Source organism: Klebsiella sp. BIGb0149, from assembly GCF_004362605.1.
GTDB lineage: Bacteria > Pseudomonadota > Gammaproteobacteria > Enterobacterales > Enterobacteriaceae > Klebsiella > Klebsiella terrigena.
The window spans coordinates 1-15,409 of record NZ_SNYG01000009.1 but is presented as its reverse complement, the minus strand read 5'-3'; the positions used below and the strand labels follow the sequence as shown (position 1 = coordinate 15,409).

The following is a 15,409-nucleotide window of genomic DNA, read 5'->3' as shown; positions in this document are numbered from 1 at the left end:
ACAACCTTGCGGGCAAAAACTCCTGAGCTTGAGGCTATGCACAATACCGGAGAACAGATAGCCTTACAAACAGATGAACATTGCGCGCGTAACGTCTATAATCGTCGGTCCACTCAGAGGTAGATAATGACTGTAACGACTTTTTCCGAACTTGAACTCGACGAAAACCTGCTGGAAGCCCTCCAGGAAAAAGGTTTCACACGCCCGACAGCCATTCAGGCCGCCGCTATTCCGCCTGCGCTCGATGGCCGTGATATTCTCGGTTCAGCCCCGACCGGCACCGGTAAAACAGCGGCGTATCTGCTGCCAGCGTTGCAGCACCTGCTTGATTTCCCGCGCAAGAAGTCAGGGCCTCCGCGTATTCTGATCCTGACGCCAACCCGCGAGCTGGCGATGCAGGTTGCTGACCATGCGCGCGAGCTGGCGGCGCACACGCATCTCGATATCGCCACCATCACCGGCGGCGTTGCGTACATGAACCACGCGGAAGTGTTCAGCGAAAACCAGGATATCGTGGTCGCCACCACCGGCCGCCTGCTGCAGTATATTAAAGAAGAGAACTTCGACTGCCGCGCCGTAGAAACGCTGATCCTCGATGAAGCGGATCGGATGCTGGATTTGGGCTTCGCTCAGGATATCGAACATATTGCCGGCGAAACCCGCTGGCGTAAGCAGACCATGCTGTTCTCCGCGACCCTCGAAGGCGATGCCATCAAAGATTTTGCCGAGCGTCTGCTGGAAGAGCCGGTGGAGGTGTCCGCATCCCCTTCCACCCGCGAGCGGAAGAAAATCCATCAGTGGTACTACCGCGCCGATGACGTTAAGCATAAAACCGCTCTGCTGATAAACCTGCTGCAACAGCCGGACGCCACCCGCTCTATCGTCTTTGTGCGCAAGCGCGAGCGCGTTCATGAGCTGGCATCCTGGCTGCGTGAAGCCGGTATCAACACCTGCTGGCTGGAAGGTGAAATGGTTCAGGCCAAGCGTAACGAAGCGATTAAGCGCATGACCGATGGCCGCATGAACGTGCTGATTGCTACCGACGTTGCCGCGCGCGGGATCGATATCCCGGACGTGAGCCACGTCTTCAACTTCGACATGCCGCGCACCGCGGATACCTACCTGCACCGTATCGGTCGAACCGGTCGTGCCGGGAAGAAAGGCGTTGCTATTTCTCTGGTTGAAGCCCATGACCACCTGCTGCTGGGCAAAATCGGTCGCTACATTGACGAGCCGCTGAAGGCTCGCATTATCGACGGACTGCGCCCTTCAACCCGCGCGCCGAGCGAGAAGCAAACCGGCAAGCCTTCCAAGAAGGTGCTGGCCAAGCGCGCAGAGAAGAAAAAAGAGGAACAAGAAAAGCCGCGCGTGAAGAAACGTCACCGCGATGCTAAAAATGTCGGCAAGCGTCGTAAGCCGAGCGGCAGCGATACGCCGCAGCAGTCGAGCTAAGAAGTAAAAAGAGCGCCGGGATATCCCGGCGTTTCTGCATTTACGCCCGCGGTGACAGCGCCGCGGGGAGTGGTATCGGGCGCGCTCCCTTGAGCCGGTGAGTCAGGAATTCATCATTATGAAAAAAAAAGATTTCGTCACCCAGGATCTGCTCAGCAAAATCTACCAGCACAATGACCCCGGCCCCCGCAAGCTCCCGCCTGAACGCCGGCTGGCGGAGGAGTATGGCGTCTCGCGGTTTACTATCCGCCAGGCGCTGGAAAAACTCGCCGACATCGGCGTCATACGCATCGTGCAGGGCTCGGGGATCTGGATAAACGAGCGGATGAGCAACAATCCGCTGGTCTATAACTCCATCACCGAAAAGCGCTTCGATCGGATGCGCTATCGGACAATCAGCCTGCATAAAAAGCGCCCCGACCGCGAGGAGCAGCAGATTTTTGGCATTACGGATGAGGATTTTATCTGGCAATTTTGCCGCCTGCGCTTCGTCGATAACGTGGCGCTGCAGATTGAGATTTCGCGTATGCCGGCCGCCGCCTTTGCCGATCTTAGCCGGGAGGTTATCGAGAAATCCCTGCAGCAGTATGTGCTGGCCAAGGGCTATCAAATTTCGCATTTACTCACCACCTATCAGGCGGTGAGCGTCAGCCGGGAACAGGCCGCCCTGCTGGGTTGTAAAAAGGGTATCCCGGCCATGCATATTAACAATCGGGGGATCCTCGACGGCGGGCAGGTGTATGAAATCAGCGATATCATCGATATCAACTACTCCTGTACCTACGTTATTCCGCATAACCGCGACAACTTAACCTTCCGCCAGGCCCCCTCGGACTAGCTATGGCGTATGGATCGTGCCATCAGGCAGGCGGCTCTGCGTCCATTCGTGCGGACGATAGACCACCGGATATGCCTGCGCCAGCTGCTGATTAAAACCGACGCCAATCCCCGCCGCCGTAGGGGGATAGATAAACCCGTTTTTGACAACAGGCGCGCCGGGGAATACCGCATCGGTCGCGTCAGAACGCGGTATAAACTCCTGGATTGCGGCATTGCTGAGGTGGATATTCAGGTGGGTATTGACCGCAACCCCAATCGGCGTCATATCGCCTGGCCCGTGCCACGCCACGCGCACGCCGAAGGCCTGACAGAGAACCGCCAGCTTCAGGGCCGGCGTAATCCCGCCTATCTGGGAAATATGGCAGCGGATAAAATCGATCTGCCGGTTAACAATCAGGTCATGCCATTCAGCCGGATTATTAAACAGCTCCCCCATCGCGAGCGGAATTGCGCTTTGCTGGCGGATCTGCGCCAGCCATGCGCTCTGCTGCGGTGCTAAAATATCCTCAATAAACCACGGCTGGTAGGGCTCGAGCTGCTTCGCCAGCTGCAGCGCCTGCTGCGGGAAGAGCCGTTCGTGGACGTCATGGAGGATATGAAAACGGTGTCCGTAGCGCGCTCGCAGCAGCCCGAACATCTCCACCGTATTCCTGATGTACTCATCCTGATCGTAATAGGCGCCCGGCGTCGGGTTCTCCGGCGTGTGCATCGCCTGCGCAGTGCCGCCGTAAAAACCGAGCTGGCAGCGGATGTGGCGATAGCCCTCCTCCAGCAGACGCTCAACGGCGATAAACAGCGCTTCCGGCGTCTCGCCGCTGGCGTGGGTGTAAGCCGGGATAGCGTCACGCGATTTGCCACCAAAGAGCTGATACAGCGGCATTCCCGCCAGCTGGGCTTTGATATCCCATAGCGCCATATCAACGCCGGCGATCGCGTTATTCATTACCGGCCCGTTTCGCCAGTAGGCATTGACGTTCATCATCTGCCAGAGGTCTTCGATATTGTTGGCATCACGGCCAAGCAGCAGCGGCTTAAGGTATTCATCAACCATCGTTTTGACCGCCAGCGGACGCTGCTGGAAAGTCGCGCAGCCGTGGCCCACGGTGCCTTTGTCGGTGGTAACGCGTACCGTGACCAGGTTATGACGATCGGGGCGGGTGATAAAACACTCAATATCAGTAATTAGCGTAGCGTTCACGGCAAGGCTCCCTGCGGCAAAAATAAAAGATGATGCCAATTATCTTCGCCCTATTTATTAGACAAGGTAAACCTTTTTATTTAATAAAATTTTGGTCTGAAAAACGGATTTAATTTCATTAAAAACCGGACCAATTTAGACATAAACCGCTCTAAATTACCTCAATCACGGTAATTTGTGACTGAAATCATATTTTATTGGTTTGTTTTTATAGTTTGGCTTATTTACCATTTCACGACGCAAACAGCACCACACATTAATCCAGGAGCCGGTATGGAGACGCAAGATGCAATCAGCAGAATTATTTTTCTGATTGGCGGAAAAGAAAATATTAATAACGTCTGGCACTGTATGACCCGATTACGCTTTGATTTAGTTGATGATAACAAAGTAGAAAAAGAAGAGATTAAGAAACTACCCGGCGTGCTCGGCGCGCAGCTGCAGAGCGATCAGTTTCAAATCATCATCGGGCCGAAGGTCAATAGCTGGTATGAACGCCTGCTCGCGGCATTAGGTCCCGTCGGCGGCGAGGCTGCGGAAAAACCCCACCAGCGCAAGGGGCTGGTATCGCTGTTTATGGATACCGTGTCGGGCGTTTTTGGCCCAATCGTGCCGGCCATTGCCGGAGCCGGGATGATAAAAGGCCTGCTGGCCGGACTGATCGCGCTGAAAGCGGTACCGCAAAATAGCGATACCGTGATGATCATCGACCTTATCGCCAGCGGCGTATTCTATTTCCTGCCCTTTTTCCTTGCCGTCTCGGCGGCAAAGATTTTTAAGACCAACGAGTATCTGGCCGTCGCCGTTGCCGCCTGCCTGATGTACCCGACGCTGATTGACGCCGCGAAGGCGCTGGCGGCCCATCACGATGGAGCGGCTTCCGCGCTGTGGCTGCTAAACGCTGTCCCGATCCCCGTATTCAACTACGCCTCCAGCGTAATCCCGGTTATTTTTTCCGTGCTGGCGCTGAAATATATCCACTCCTGGGTCGATCGCATTATGCCCGAGGTGCTGAAAACCGTTTTCACGCCGACGCTGGCGCTGTTTATCGGCGCCCTGGCGGCGCTGGTGATTATTGGTCCGGTTGGCATTTGGCTTGGCAAAGCGCTGGCGTGGTTTATTGAAGGTCTGTTCGGCATCTCCGCGAGTTTTGCCGGACTGGTGGTGGGGGCAATCCGTCCGGTCGCGATCCTCACCGGGATGCATCACGCCATGACGCCCATTGCCCTGCAAAACTTCAGCGATCGCGGTTACGACATGCTAATGCCGATGATGTTTATGGCCAACATGTCGATAGCGGGCGCGACCTTTGCTATCTGGCGCGTGAGTAAAGACCGCCAGCAGCGCACGGTGACGCTGTCTGCGGCAATTTCCGCGCTGCTTGGGATCACCGAGCCCGCGCTGTTTGGCGTCTTAACGCGCTATAAAAAAGCGTTCGTCGCGGCCACCGTTGCCAGCTCGCTGGCCTCGGCCTTTATCGCTTTCTTCGGCGTACGGCTGTATGGCTACATTCTGTCGAGCATTTTTAGCCTGCCGGCTTACATCGGCCCCTACTTTATCTTTGCGCTGTCGGGCGTGGCAATCGCCATCGTATTGTCGTTCACCCTCACCACGCTGCTGGTAAGGCAGGAACGCTAGCCTGAGATAATAAAAAACCCCCGGCTCGATTGAACCGGGGGTTTTTGCTAACGCTTACAGACTTTCAGTGAAAGTACGCGCGATGACGTCGCGCTGCTGCTCTGGCGTCAGAGAGTTAAAACGTACCGCATAGCCGGATACGCGGATGGTCAGCTGCGGGTATTTCTCCGGATGTTCAACCGCATCCATCAGCGTTTCACGGCGCAGGACGTTAACGTTCAGGTGCTGGCCGCCTTCAACGCGCACTTCCGGTTTAACGTCGAGCGGGATCTCACGGTATTCGATTTCGCCGAGCTTATTCACCGCAACCACGTCATCTTCCGCAAAACCGCCTTTTGCACACAGGCAGCGCGCTTCACCCTTTTCGCTATCCAGCAGCCAGAAAGAATTCAGCAGGTCGTCATTTGCAGCTTTAGTAATTTGGATACCTGTAATCATGTGATGCCTCCCTTGGGCAATATTTATTCGTTCTGTTGGCCCGTTCATGGCCAATTGGTAAAACCATTGTTGTATGAGTGTATATATATCAGCCGAACACCCGGTATTCATTGACCCAAATCAACAAAAACCACTAATTAAAAGTGGGTATGAAGGGATATTATTGCTTTACATCAAGTTACGCCATAGCCAATGCCAAATAATTTTGTAAATTTTCAACTATTTTTGCAGACAAAACGTCAGCAAAGCGGCAGCGATTTTGTTATGCAGAAAGAAGCAGTTAAGCTATAGCGATACCACTTTGCAGGAGAGCATGATGACCACCCCACTGACCTGGCACGACGTGCTGGCGGAAGAGAAGCAACAGCCCTATTTTGTGAATACCCTGAAAACCGTCGCCGAAGAGCGCCAGTCGGGCATTACAATTTACCCGCCGCAAAAAGATATTTTCAACGCCTTTCGCTATACCGAGATCGGGGATGTAAAAGTGGTTATCCTCGGGCAGGATCCCTATCACGGGCCGGGACAGGCGCACGGCCTGGCCTTTTCCGTACTGCCGGGGATCCAAACTCCGCCGTCGCTGTTGAATATGTATAAAGAGCTGGAGGGAACCATCCCTGGCTTCAGCCGTCCCGCGCATGGTTATCTTGAGAGCTGGGCGCGCCAGGGCGTGCTGCTGCTCAATACGGTATTAACGGTACGCGCGGGGCAGGCGCATTCTCATGCCAGCCTTGGCTGGGAAACCTTTACCGATAAGGTTATTTCGCTGATCAACGAGCATCGGGAAGGGGTGGTGTTTTTGCTGTGGGGCGCGCACGCGCAGAAGAAAGGTGCCATCATCGACCGCCAGCGCCACTGCGTACTGAAGGCGCCGCATCCATCTCCGCTCTCCGCCCATCGCGGTTTTTTCGGCAGCAACCATTTTGTCCAGGCCAACCAGTGGCTGGCCGAACGCGGCGAAGCGCCGATTGACTGGATGCCGACCCTACCAGCCGCCGAAGAGTAGCCGGATCCCACGCCCGTTACGCGAAGCGTAAAAACAAAAATGCCAGCATTACGCTGGCATTTTTTTCAGGCAGATCGGGCATCAGGCCTTGTTCTGGCGCCACCATTCGGCCAGCAGAACGCCGGTCGCGACGGAGACGTTCAGGCTTTCGACGTTGCCGGTGCCTTCGATAGCCACGTTCAGATCCGCGCTGGAGATCGCCGCATCGGACAGACCATCGCGCTCCTGGCCTAACGCCAGCACCATTTTCTTCGGCAGCTCGGCTTTGTAGAGCGGCGTTCCGTTGTGGCTGGAGGTAGAAACAATCGCATAGCCCGCCGCGCGGAACTGCTCCAGCGTGTCGAGGAAGCTATCGCCGGTAATCGGCTCTACGTGCTCGGCGCCGCCCTCTGCGGTACGAATGGCCGCACCGGATTCCAGCATGCCGGCATCCTGAACCACCACGCCCTTCACGCCGAAGTGGGCGCAGCTGCGCATGATGGCGCCAAGATTGTGCGGGTTACCGACGTCTTCAAGCGCCAGGACGCAATCTTCTGCATCGGCCTTAGCGACCCACTGCGCAACGGAAGTCCCGTTACGTTTCTTAATCAGGAAGCAAACCCCGCCGTGGTGCTCGGTGCCGGATGCTTTCGCCAGTTCGGCTTCGTCAACCACGTGATAGGCTTTACGGTTGGCCGCCATCCAGCGCAGGGCTTCTTTGAAGCGCGGGGTGACGCTCTGCACGAACCAGGCGCGAACGATAGCGTCCGGACGGCTCTGGAAAAGCGCCTGGCAGGCATTTTCGCCATACACGCGGGTCTCTTCCGCACGCTGACGGCGCAGCACTTCCGGATCGATAAAGCTTTTACCGCTGATCCCGCCGTGATCCGGCTTGGTTACGGCGTCATCATTCGGTGCACGTGAAACGGTACGCCACGGGGAGCCTCCATCGCGATCGAAATCATCGCGTTTACGATCGTCACGTTTGCGGTCGTCGCCGCGGCTGTTTCTTTCATCGCGGGCAGGGCGGCTACGGCCGTCAACACGAGATTTTCCTGGGCGCCCTCCCCCTTTCCCGGTACGCGGGTTATGGGTGCGTCTGTCAGAATCATCATCACTGCGGACATACATCACTTTGACCTTGCCGCTTTTATTTTTCAGTTCGTCGCTCATCAATTTTCTCCACCTGCGCTGCGCGAAGCGCGCAGATTACCCGATGTATCACCGCTTCGCCATTATTTCGTTTAAAAGATAGGGTCTATCGTATTCATCGAACAAAACGCATTGTTGTTTAACGGTACCTAATCGATAATATGTAACATTACAGATACAAATCGGCCACGTGCCGCGCTGCAACCCATAACCAGAGGTTAGTTATGAATACCGTTTGTGCCAGTTGTCAGGCTCTGAACCGCATCCCCGACGATCGTAGCGCCGATGGCGCTAAGTGCGGGCGCTGCGGCCACGATCTTTTTGACGGCGACGTCATCAACGCGACCGGGGCAATGCTGGATAAACTGCTGAAGGACGATCTGCCGGTTGTTGTCGATTTCTGGGCCCCGTGGTGCGGACCCTGCCGTAATTTCGCCCCGATCTTTGAAGACGTTGCGGAGGAACGCAGCGGCCAAATGCGCTTCGTGAAGGTCAATACTGAAGCTGAACGTGAGCTGAGCGCGCGTTTTCGCATTCGCAGCATTCCGACCATTATGATGTTTAAAAACGGCGAAGTCATTGACATGCTGAACGGGGCGGTACCTAAGGCGCCGTTCGACAGCTGGCTTAACGAGGCCAACCAGCAGTAAACCTGACGGGGCGCGCTTGTGCCCCGTTTTCTCCTCTGCGACAATAGCGTTTTCTTTTAGCGACCCCCCATGATTGATAACGCCGTTCTTCGCCTGCGTGCCGAACGCCTCGCGCGCGCGACCCGACCTTTTCTTGCTCGCGGTAATCGAGTCCACCGCTGCCAGCGCTGTTTGCTGCCGTTGAAGCAGTGCCTGTGCGCAACCCTCGCTCCCGCGGCGGCGGCCAGCCGTTTTTGCCTGGTGATGTTCGATACTGAGCCGATGAAGCCAAGCAATACCGGGCGCCTTATCGCGGATATCCTGCCGGACACCGAGGCATTTCAGTGGTCACGAACCGAGCCGCCGCAGGCGCTGCTCGATCTGGTCGCCGATCCTGACTACCAGCCAATGGTCGTTTTCCCGGCGTCGTATGCCGGAACGGAGCGCGAGGTGCTGAGCTCGCCGCCTGCGGGTAAGCCGCTGCTATTTATCATGCTCGACGGCACCTGGACCGAAGCGCGAAAAATGTTCCGTAAAAGCCCCTGGCTTGACGCGCTGCCGGTCATTTCCGTCGATCTTTCGCGTGTTTCGACCTATCGCCTGAGAGAGGCCCACGCCGAGGGACAGTATTGTACGGCGGAAGTGGCCATTGCCCTGCTGGATCTCGCCGGAGACACAAGCGCCGCGGGCGCGCTCGGCGATCACTTTAGCCTGTTCAGAAGCCGCTACCTGGCAGGAAAGACGCAGCATAAGGGCAGTATCACAGCACAAGAGGCGGAAAGCGTTTAAAATCATCCGGTCACTGGGGATCAAAGGAGACCGGTATGAGCCAACGAGGCCTGGAAGCACTATTGCGGCCAAAATCGATCGCCGTCATTGGCGCGTCAATGAAACCACAGCGTGCCGGTTATCTGATGATGCGCAACCTGCTGGCCGGCGGCTTTAACGGCCCGGTCCTGCCGGTCACTCCGGCATGGAAAGCCGTTCAGGGCGTGCTGGCCTGGCCGACTATCGATAGCCTGCCGTTTACTCCCGATCTTGCCGTACTCTGCACCAACGCCCGGCGAAACCTTGAGCTGCTTGAGGCGCTGGGGCAAAAGGGCTGCAAGACCTGCATTATCCTCTCCTCGCCGCCGGAGCAGTATCCGGCGCTGCTCGAGCGTGCCGCCCGCTATCAGATGCGGCTGCTGGGCCCAAACAGTCTCGGGCTGCTGGCGCCCTGGCAAGGGCTGAATGCCAGCTTTTCGCCGGTGCCGATTCGCCGGGGCAAGCTGGCGTTTATCTCCCAGTCCGCCGCGGTGTCGAATACCATTCTTGACTGGGCGCAGCAGCGCGAGATGGGCTTCTCATACTTTATTGCGCTGGGCGACAGCCTGGATATTGACGTTGACGATCTGCTCGACTTCCTCGCCCGCGATAGCAAAACCAGCGCCATTCTGCTCTATCTCGAACACCTCAGCGACGCCCGCCGCTTTGTTTCTGCGGCCCGGAGCGCATCGCGCAATAAGCCGATTCTGGTGATTAAAAGCGGGCGCAGCCCGGCGGCGCAAAAGCTGCTGCACGTCAACTCAGGTATGGACCCGGCCTGGGACGCCGCGATTCAGCGCGCGGGCCTGCTGCGGGTGCAGGATACCCATGAGCTCTTCTCCGCCGTCGAGACGCTGAGCCATATGCGCCCGCTGCGCGGCGAGAAATTAATGATAGTCAGCAACGGCGCGGCCCCTGCGGCGCTGGCGCTGGACGAACTTTGGCTGCGCAACGGCAAGCTCGCGTCGCTAAGCGATGAGACCGGCGACAGGCTGCGGCAGGCGCTGCCGGGAAGTATCGACATCGCTAACCCGCTGGATCTGCGCGACGATGCCAGCAGCGAGCACTATCTCAAGGCGCTCAACGTGCTGCTGGATAGCCAGGATTATGATGCCCTGCTGGTCATTCACTCTCCGAGCGCGGCCGCGCCGGGAACCGAAAGCGCGCTGGCGCTGATTGACGCCTTAAAACACCATCCGCGCGGCAGGTACGTTACGGTGCTGACGAACTGGTGCGGCGAATATTCGTCTCAGGAAGCCCGACGCCTGTTCAGCGATGCGGGTCTGCCAACCTACCGTACGCCGGAAGGCACCATCACCGCCTTTATGCATATGGTGGAGTACCGACGTAACCAGAAGCAGCTGCGGGAAACGCCGGTGCTTTCGGATACGGTGACGGCCAACACTGCAGAAGCCCATACGCTGCTGCAGCGGGCCATCACCGAAGGCGCAAGTACCTTAGATACCCACGAAGTCAGCCCGGTGCTGCGCGCCTATGGTATCCATACCCTGCCGACGTGGATTGCCGCCGACAGCGCCGAGGCGGTGCACATCGCCGAACAAATTGGCTACCCGGTCGCGCTGAAGCTGCGTTCCCCGGATATCCCGCACAAGTCAGAAGTTCAGGGCGTAATGCTCTATCTGCGTACCGCCGCCGAAGTACAGCAGGCGGCGGATGCTATTTTTGACCGGGTCAAAATGACCTGGCCGCAGGCGCGCATTCATGGCCTGCTGGTACAGAGCATGGCGAATCGCGCCGGAGCGCAGGAGCTGAGGGTAGTCGTTGAACAGGATCCGGTTTTCGGCCCGCTGATTATGCTGGGTGAAGGCGGCGTCGAATGGCGTGCGGAGGATCAGGCCGCCGTCGCCCTGCCGCCGCTCAATATGAATCTGGCCCGCTATCTGGTGATCCAGGCGATCAAAAGCAAAAAGATCCGTGGCCGTAGCGCCCTGCGCCCGCTGGATATCTCCGGCTTAAGCCAGCTGCTGGTTCAGGTGTCGAACCTTATCGTCGACTGCCCGGAGATCCAGCGTCTGGATATTCATCCTCTGCTGGCGTCCGGCAACGAGTTTACCGCCCTCGACGTGACGCTAGGCCTTGCCCCGTTCACCGGCGATAGCGAAAGCCGGCTGGCGATACGCCCTTATCCCCAGCAGCAGGAGGAGTGGGTGGTGTTGAAAAATGGTGAACGCTGCCTGTTCCGCCCAATTTTGCCCGAAGATGAACCGCAGCTGCTGGCCTTTATCGCTCAGGTGACCAAAGAAGATCTCTATTACCGCTACTTCAGCGAGATCAATGAATTTACTCACGATGATTTAGCCAATATGACGCAGATCGACTACGATCGAGAAATGGCCTTTGTTGCGGTACGCGCGAGCGCAGAGGGAGATGAGATCCTCGGCGTTACGCGCGCGATTTCCGATCCCGACAACATTGATGCGGAATTCGCCGTCCTGGTCCGCTCTGACCTGAAGGGTTTAGGTTTAGGCCGCCGGCTGATGGAAAAGCTAATTACCTATACGCAAAGCCACGGCCTGCAGCGGTTAAACGGGATCACAATGCCCAATAACAGGGGCATGATTGCGCTTGCCAGGAAGCTTGGCTTTAAGGTGGATATTCAGCTGGAAGACGGGATTGTCAGCTTGTCTCTGCAATTTCCAGCGCAACAATCATAAACTGACGACCGCAATTGTTGACCACTTTAGTGGGTAGTAATGTTATTATTGCCCGCTTACGTCGTCTGCATGGTACAGAAGACCCTTCAATAAACAGAGAAGAAACGCACTGTGATGTTGTCAAAATTTAAGCGCAATAAACATCAACAACACCTTGCCCAACTCCCTAAGCTTTCTCAGTCAGTTGATGATATCGAGTTCTTTTACGCTCCCGCAGATTTTCGGCAAGCGTTACTGGCAAAGATAGCTCACGCCACCCAGCGTATTTGCATTATTGCGCTCTATCTGGAGCAAGATGATGGCGGCAAAGGAATTCTGCAGGCCCTCTATGACGCCAAACGCCAGCGTCCAGAATTAGATGTTCGTATCCTGGTTGACTGGCACCGCGCCCAGCGCGGGCGCATTGGCGCTGCGGTAGCCAACACCAACGCCGACTGGTACTGCCGCATGGCGCAGGAAAATCCTGGCGTTGATATCCCGGTTTACGGCGTGCCGGTGAATACCCGCGAAGCCCTCGGCGTACTGCATTTTAAAGGTTTCATCGTTGATGACTGCGTGCTCTACAGCGGCGCCAGCCTGAACGATGTTTATCTTCATCAGCACGATAAGTATCGCTATGACCGCTATCAGTGCATTCGCAACGGCAAAATGGCCGACGTGATGTTCGACTGGGTCGAGCATAATCTGGTCGAAGGCCGCGGCGTCAATCGCCTCGACAGACCCGATCGCCCAAAAAGCCCGGAAATTAAAAATGATATCCGTCAGTATCGCCAGGAACTTCGGGATAGCGGCTATCATTATGTCGGCGATGCGGAAAACGATCGTCTGTCGGTAACGCCGCTGGTCGGCCTCGGTAAATCAAGCCTGCTCAACAAAACCATCTTCCATCTGATGCCCTGCGCGGAACGGAAGCTGACTATCTGTACGCCGTACTTTAACCTTCCGGCTCTGCTGGTGCGTAATATCATCCAGCTGCTGCGCAGCGGAAAGACGGTAGAAATTATCGTCGGCGATAAGACGGCGAACGACTTTTATATTCCTGAAGATCAGCCGTTTAAGATTATCGGCGCGCTCCCCTATCTGTATGAGATCAACCTGCGTCGCTTCCTGAGCCGGCTGCAGTACTATGTCAACACCGATCAGCTGATTGTCCGTTTGTGGAAGGATGACGATAACAGCTATCACCTGAAAGGCATGTGGGTTGATGACGAATGGATGCTGCTGACCGGCAATAATCTTAATCCGCGCGCCTGGCGCCTCGATCTGGAAAACGCCATTCTTATCCACGATCCGCAGCACCAGCTTGGCGCGATGCGTGAAAAAGAGCTGCATCTGATTCGCCAGCATACGACGGTGGTTAAGCACTATCGCGACCTGCAAAGCATCGCCGAGTATCCGGTAAAAGTGCGTAAGCTGATTCGCCGCCTGAGGCGCATCCGTATCGACCGGCTTATCAGCCGTATTCTCTGAATTCCAGCCCCGCTTCGCCGGGGCTTTTTTATGGGATCGTTATGCGTAAAGTCATCATCATCGCTCCTCTGCTGCTGAGCGGCTGTAGCCATATGGCCAATGATTCATGGCGCGGCCAGGATAAGGCCCAGCACTTTCTCGCCTCAGCCATGCTCTCCGCAGCGGGTAACGAATACGCGCAGCACCAGGGTTACAACCGCGATCGCAGCGCCGCCATCGGCTTTATGTTTTCGGTAAGCCTGGGCGCATCGAAGGAGCTGTGGGATAGCCGCCCGGCGGGGAGCGGCTGGAGCTGGAAAGATTTTGCCTGGGACGTGGCCGGCGCCACAACCGGTTACGCGGTGTGGCAGCTGGCGCATCAGTAATATCTACAGGCGTAATCCCTTGCCCTTACGGTGCAGCATCAGGGAGACGAAGAAAGCTAACGCTCCCATGACGGTGACATACCAGTAAAACGCGTGTTCTGCTCCGACTGATTTTAACAGCAATGCGACATATTCAGCCGAGCCGCCGAACAGCGCATTAGCGACCGCGTAGGATAACCCCACGCCCAGTGCACGTACCTGAGCCGGGAACATCTCCGCCTTCAAAATACCGCTGATCGAGGTATAGAAACTGACGATCAGTAAGGCGCACATAACCAGCGCGAATGCTGCATACGGTGACGTGACATTTTGCAATGCGCTCAGAATCGGTACCGTAAAGAGGGTCACGAGTACGCCGAAACAGAGCATTGAGGTTCGCCGGCCAATCCTGTCCGATAGCGCACCAAATAGCGGCTGAGCCAGCATATAGAAAAACAGGGCAGCGGTCATAATCATGCTGGCCGTACTGGCGCTCATCCCTGCCGTATTGACCAGGTATTTCTGCATGTAGGTCGTAAAGGTATAAAAGCTTAGCGAGCCGGCGGCGGTAAAGCCCAGCACCATCATGAATGCCCGGCGATTGCGCCACAATCCTTTAAAGGATCCTGCTTCTTTCAGCGCCCGGGTCTCCTGCTGCGAAGTTTCATCCAGCTGACGTCGGAGCCATAGCGCCACTACCGCCAGTACGGCTCCCAGCGCAAAAGGAATGCGCCATCCCCAGGCGTGCAGCTGTTCATCGCTGAGAACCTGCTGCAGCGCCACCACCACCAGGACCGCCAGCAGCTGCCCGCCGATAAGCGTTACGTACTGGAAGGATGCGTAGAAGCCTTTCTTCCCCTCAACGGCAACCTCACTCATGTAGGTTGCACTGGTCCCGTATTCACCGCCGACTGAGATCCCCTGGAAAAGACGGGCCAGCAGCAGGAGTACGGGGGCCCATGTGCCGATCGTCGCGTAGCCCGGCAGGCAGGCAATAACCAGCGAGCCCATGCACATCATGCACACCGAGATGAGCATCGAGGTTTTGCGGCCACGGCGATCGGCAATACGGCCAAACAGCCATCCGCCAATTGGGCGCATCAGAAAGCCGGCGGCGAATACGCCTGCGGTTTGTAGTAGCTGGGTGGTGGTGTTTCCTGAGGGGAAGAAGATATGCGCAAAATAGAGAGAGCAGAATGAGTAGACATAAAAATCAAACCATTCGACCAAATTCCCCGAGGATGCTCCAACAATCGCCCATATGCGACGGCGGGTATCAGCGTGTTTCAGCGATCCCCGTTCGTTAATACTGCTTTCTACCATTGTCATTCTGCTCCAGCAAAGACTGCAATCTGTCTCGTCGGGCGTACCACGTCACTTAGACAAATCAATTAGTAAAACAAATGTTATATAATTGTTATATTTTTATATGTGATTTATCTCACATTTATTTTCGTCATGCGGGTATTCGGAATGAACGATAAAGCAGGAGCGGGGATAGAGTGAAATATGGGGGTGAGGCGGCGACAGTAGGCTTTTATGTTGCAACTCATCAGCGGATGAGATCGCCCAGCGCCCGATCCGGGCGGCGTCCGGCCGCTTTTCCTTAAACCGCAGACAACAAAAAAACCCCATGCCTGCGCATGAGGTTTTTCTGTTTGTTTGATCCCTGGCCGTTGTATGCCGGGCCTCCTGCCCGCCACCCTCCGGGCAGCACGGCGTGCTGTGCAAATTCGTTCCCGACGAATTTGTCCTACTCAGGAGAGCGCTTACCGACAAAC

13 protein-coding genes are annotated in these 15,409 nt (G+C 56.3%); 9 read left to right on the top strand and 4 right to left on the bottom strand.

Going from position 1 to position 15,409, the window contains the following annotated elements; all coding sequences use genetic code 11:
- Positions 1 to 126: 126 nt before the first annotated feature.
- Entirely contained in the window at positions 127 to 1,452 is a 1,326-nt protein-coding gene (gene srmB, locus EDF75_RS24205; protein ID WP_133601148.1) for an ATP-dependent RNA helicase SrmB, read from the top strand.
- A gap of 118 nt (positions 1,453 to 1,570) precedes the next feature.
- A complete protein-coding gene (locus EDF75_RS24200) occupies positions 1,571 to 2,290 on the top strand; it encodes a GntR family transcriptional regulator (RefSeq protein ID WP_133601147.1) in 720 nt (239 codons plus the stop codon).
- Here EDF75_RS24200 and EDF75_RS24195 read toward each other — a convergent pair whose 3' ends face one another.
- Entirely contained in the window at positions 2,291 to 3,490 is a 1,200-nt protein-coding gene (locus EDF75_RS24195) for an enolase C-terminal domain-like protein (protein ID WP_133601146.1), read from the bottom strand.
- 273 nt (positions 3,491 to 3,763) lie between these two features.
- Between EDF75_RS24195 and EDF75_RS24190 the strand changes: the two genes are divergently transcribed.
- Positions 3,764 to 5,128, top strand: coding sequence for a PTS transporter subunit EIIC (locus tag EDF75_RS24190; protein WP_133601145.1), 1,365 nt, complete (start codon positions 3,764 to 3,766; stop codon positions 5,126 to 5,128).
- 54 nt (positions 5,129 to 5,182) lie between these two features.
- On the opposite strand, the gene grcA is transcribed toward EDF75_RS24190, so the two are convergent.
- A complete protein-coding gene (gene grcA, locus EDF75_RS24185) occupies positions 5,183 to 5,566 on the bottom strand; it encodes an autonomous glycyl radical cofactor GrcA (RefSeq protein WP_076947771.1) in 384 nt (127 codons plus the stop codon).
- Between the two features lie 316 nt (positions 5,567 to 5,882).
- Here grcA and ung point away from each other — a divergent pair, with 316 nt between their 5' ends.
- Positions 5,883 to 6,572: a uracil-DNA glycosylase gene (ung, locus tag EDF75_RS24180; RefSeq protein ID WP_041146768.1), complete on the top strand. Its 690-nt coding sequence runs from the start codon at positions 5,883 to 5,885 to the stop codon at positions 6,570 to 6,572.
- Between the two features lie 81 nt (positions 6,573 to 6,653).
- Here ung and EDF75_RS24175 read toward each other — a convergent pair whose 3' ends face one another.
- Entirely contained in the window at positions 6,654 to 7,724 is a 1,071-nt protein-coding gene (locus tag EDF75_RS24175; RefSeq protein ID WP_133601144.1) for a tRNA/rRNA methyltransferase, read from the bottom strand.
- A 203-nt stretch (positions 7,725 to 7,927) separates the two neighbouring features.
- Between EDF75_RS24175 and trxC the strand changes: the two genes are divergently transcribed.
- The 5 genes from trxC to EDF75_RS24150 all read left to right on the top strand — a co-directional run bounded on the left by trxC (position 7,928) and on the right by EDF75_RS24150 (position 13,649).
- A complete protein-coding gene (gene trxC / locus EDF75_RS24170; protein ID WP_041146770.1) occupies positions 7,928 to 8,353 on the top strand; it encodes a thioredoxin TrxC in 426 nt (141 codons plus the stop codon).
- Between the two features lie 69 nt (positions 8,354 to 8,422).
- On the top strand, positions 8,423 to 9,121 hold the full coding sequence (gene tapT, locus EDF75_RS24165; protein ID WP_133601143.1) for a tRNA-uridine aminocarboxypropyltransferase: 699 nt from the start codon (positions 8,423 to 8,425) through the stop codon (positions 9,119 to 9,121).
- Positions 9,122 to 9,156: 35 nt separating this feature from the next.
- Positions 9,157 to 11,814, top strand: coding sequence for a bifunctional acetate--CoA ligase family protein/GNAT family N-acetyltransferase (locus tag EDF75_RS24160; RefSeq protein ID WP_133601142.1), 2,658 nt, complete (start codon positions 9,157 to 9,159; stop codon positions 11,812 to 11,814).
- A 114-nt stretch (positions 11,815 to 11,928) separates the two neighbouring features.
- Positions 11,929 to 13,284, top strand: a complete 1,356-nt coding sequence (pssA, locus tag EDF75_RS24155) for a CDP-diacylglycerol--serine O-phosphatidyltransferase (protein WP_133601215.1) — start codon at positions 11,929 to 11,931, stop codon at positions 13,282 to 13,284.
- Between the two features lie 41 nt (positions 13,285 to 13,325).
- Positions 13,326 to 13,649: a YfiM family lipoprotein gene (locus EDF75_RS24150; RefSeq protein WP_133601141.1), complete on the top strand. Its 324-nt coding sequence runs from the start codon at positions 13,326 to 13,328 to the stop codon at positions 13,647 to 13,649.
- A gap of 3 nt (positions 13,650 to 13,652) precedes the next feature.
- On the opposite strand, the gene EDF75_RS24145 is transcribed toward EDF75_RS24150, so the two are convergent.
- Positions 13,653 to 14,951, bottom strand: coding sequence for an MFS transporter (locus EDF75_RS24145; RefSeq protein ID WP_045856417.1), 1,299 nt, complete (start codon positions 14,949 to 14,951; stop codon positions 13,653 to 13,655).
- Positions 14,952 to 15,409: the final 458 nt, after the last annotated feature.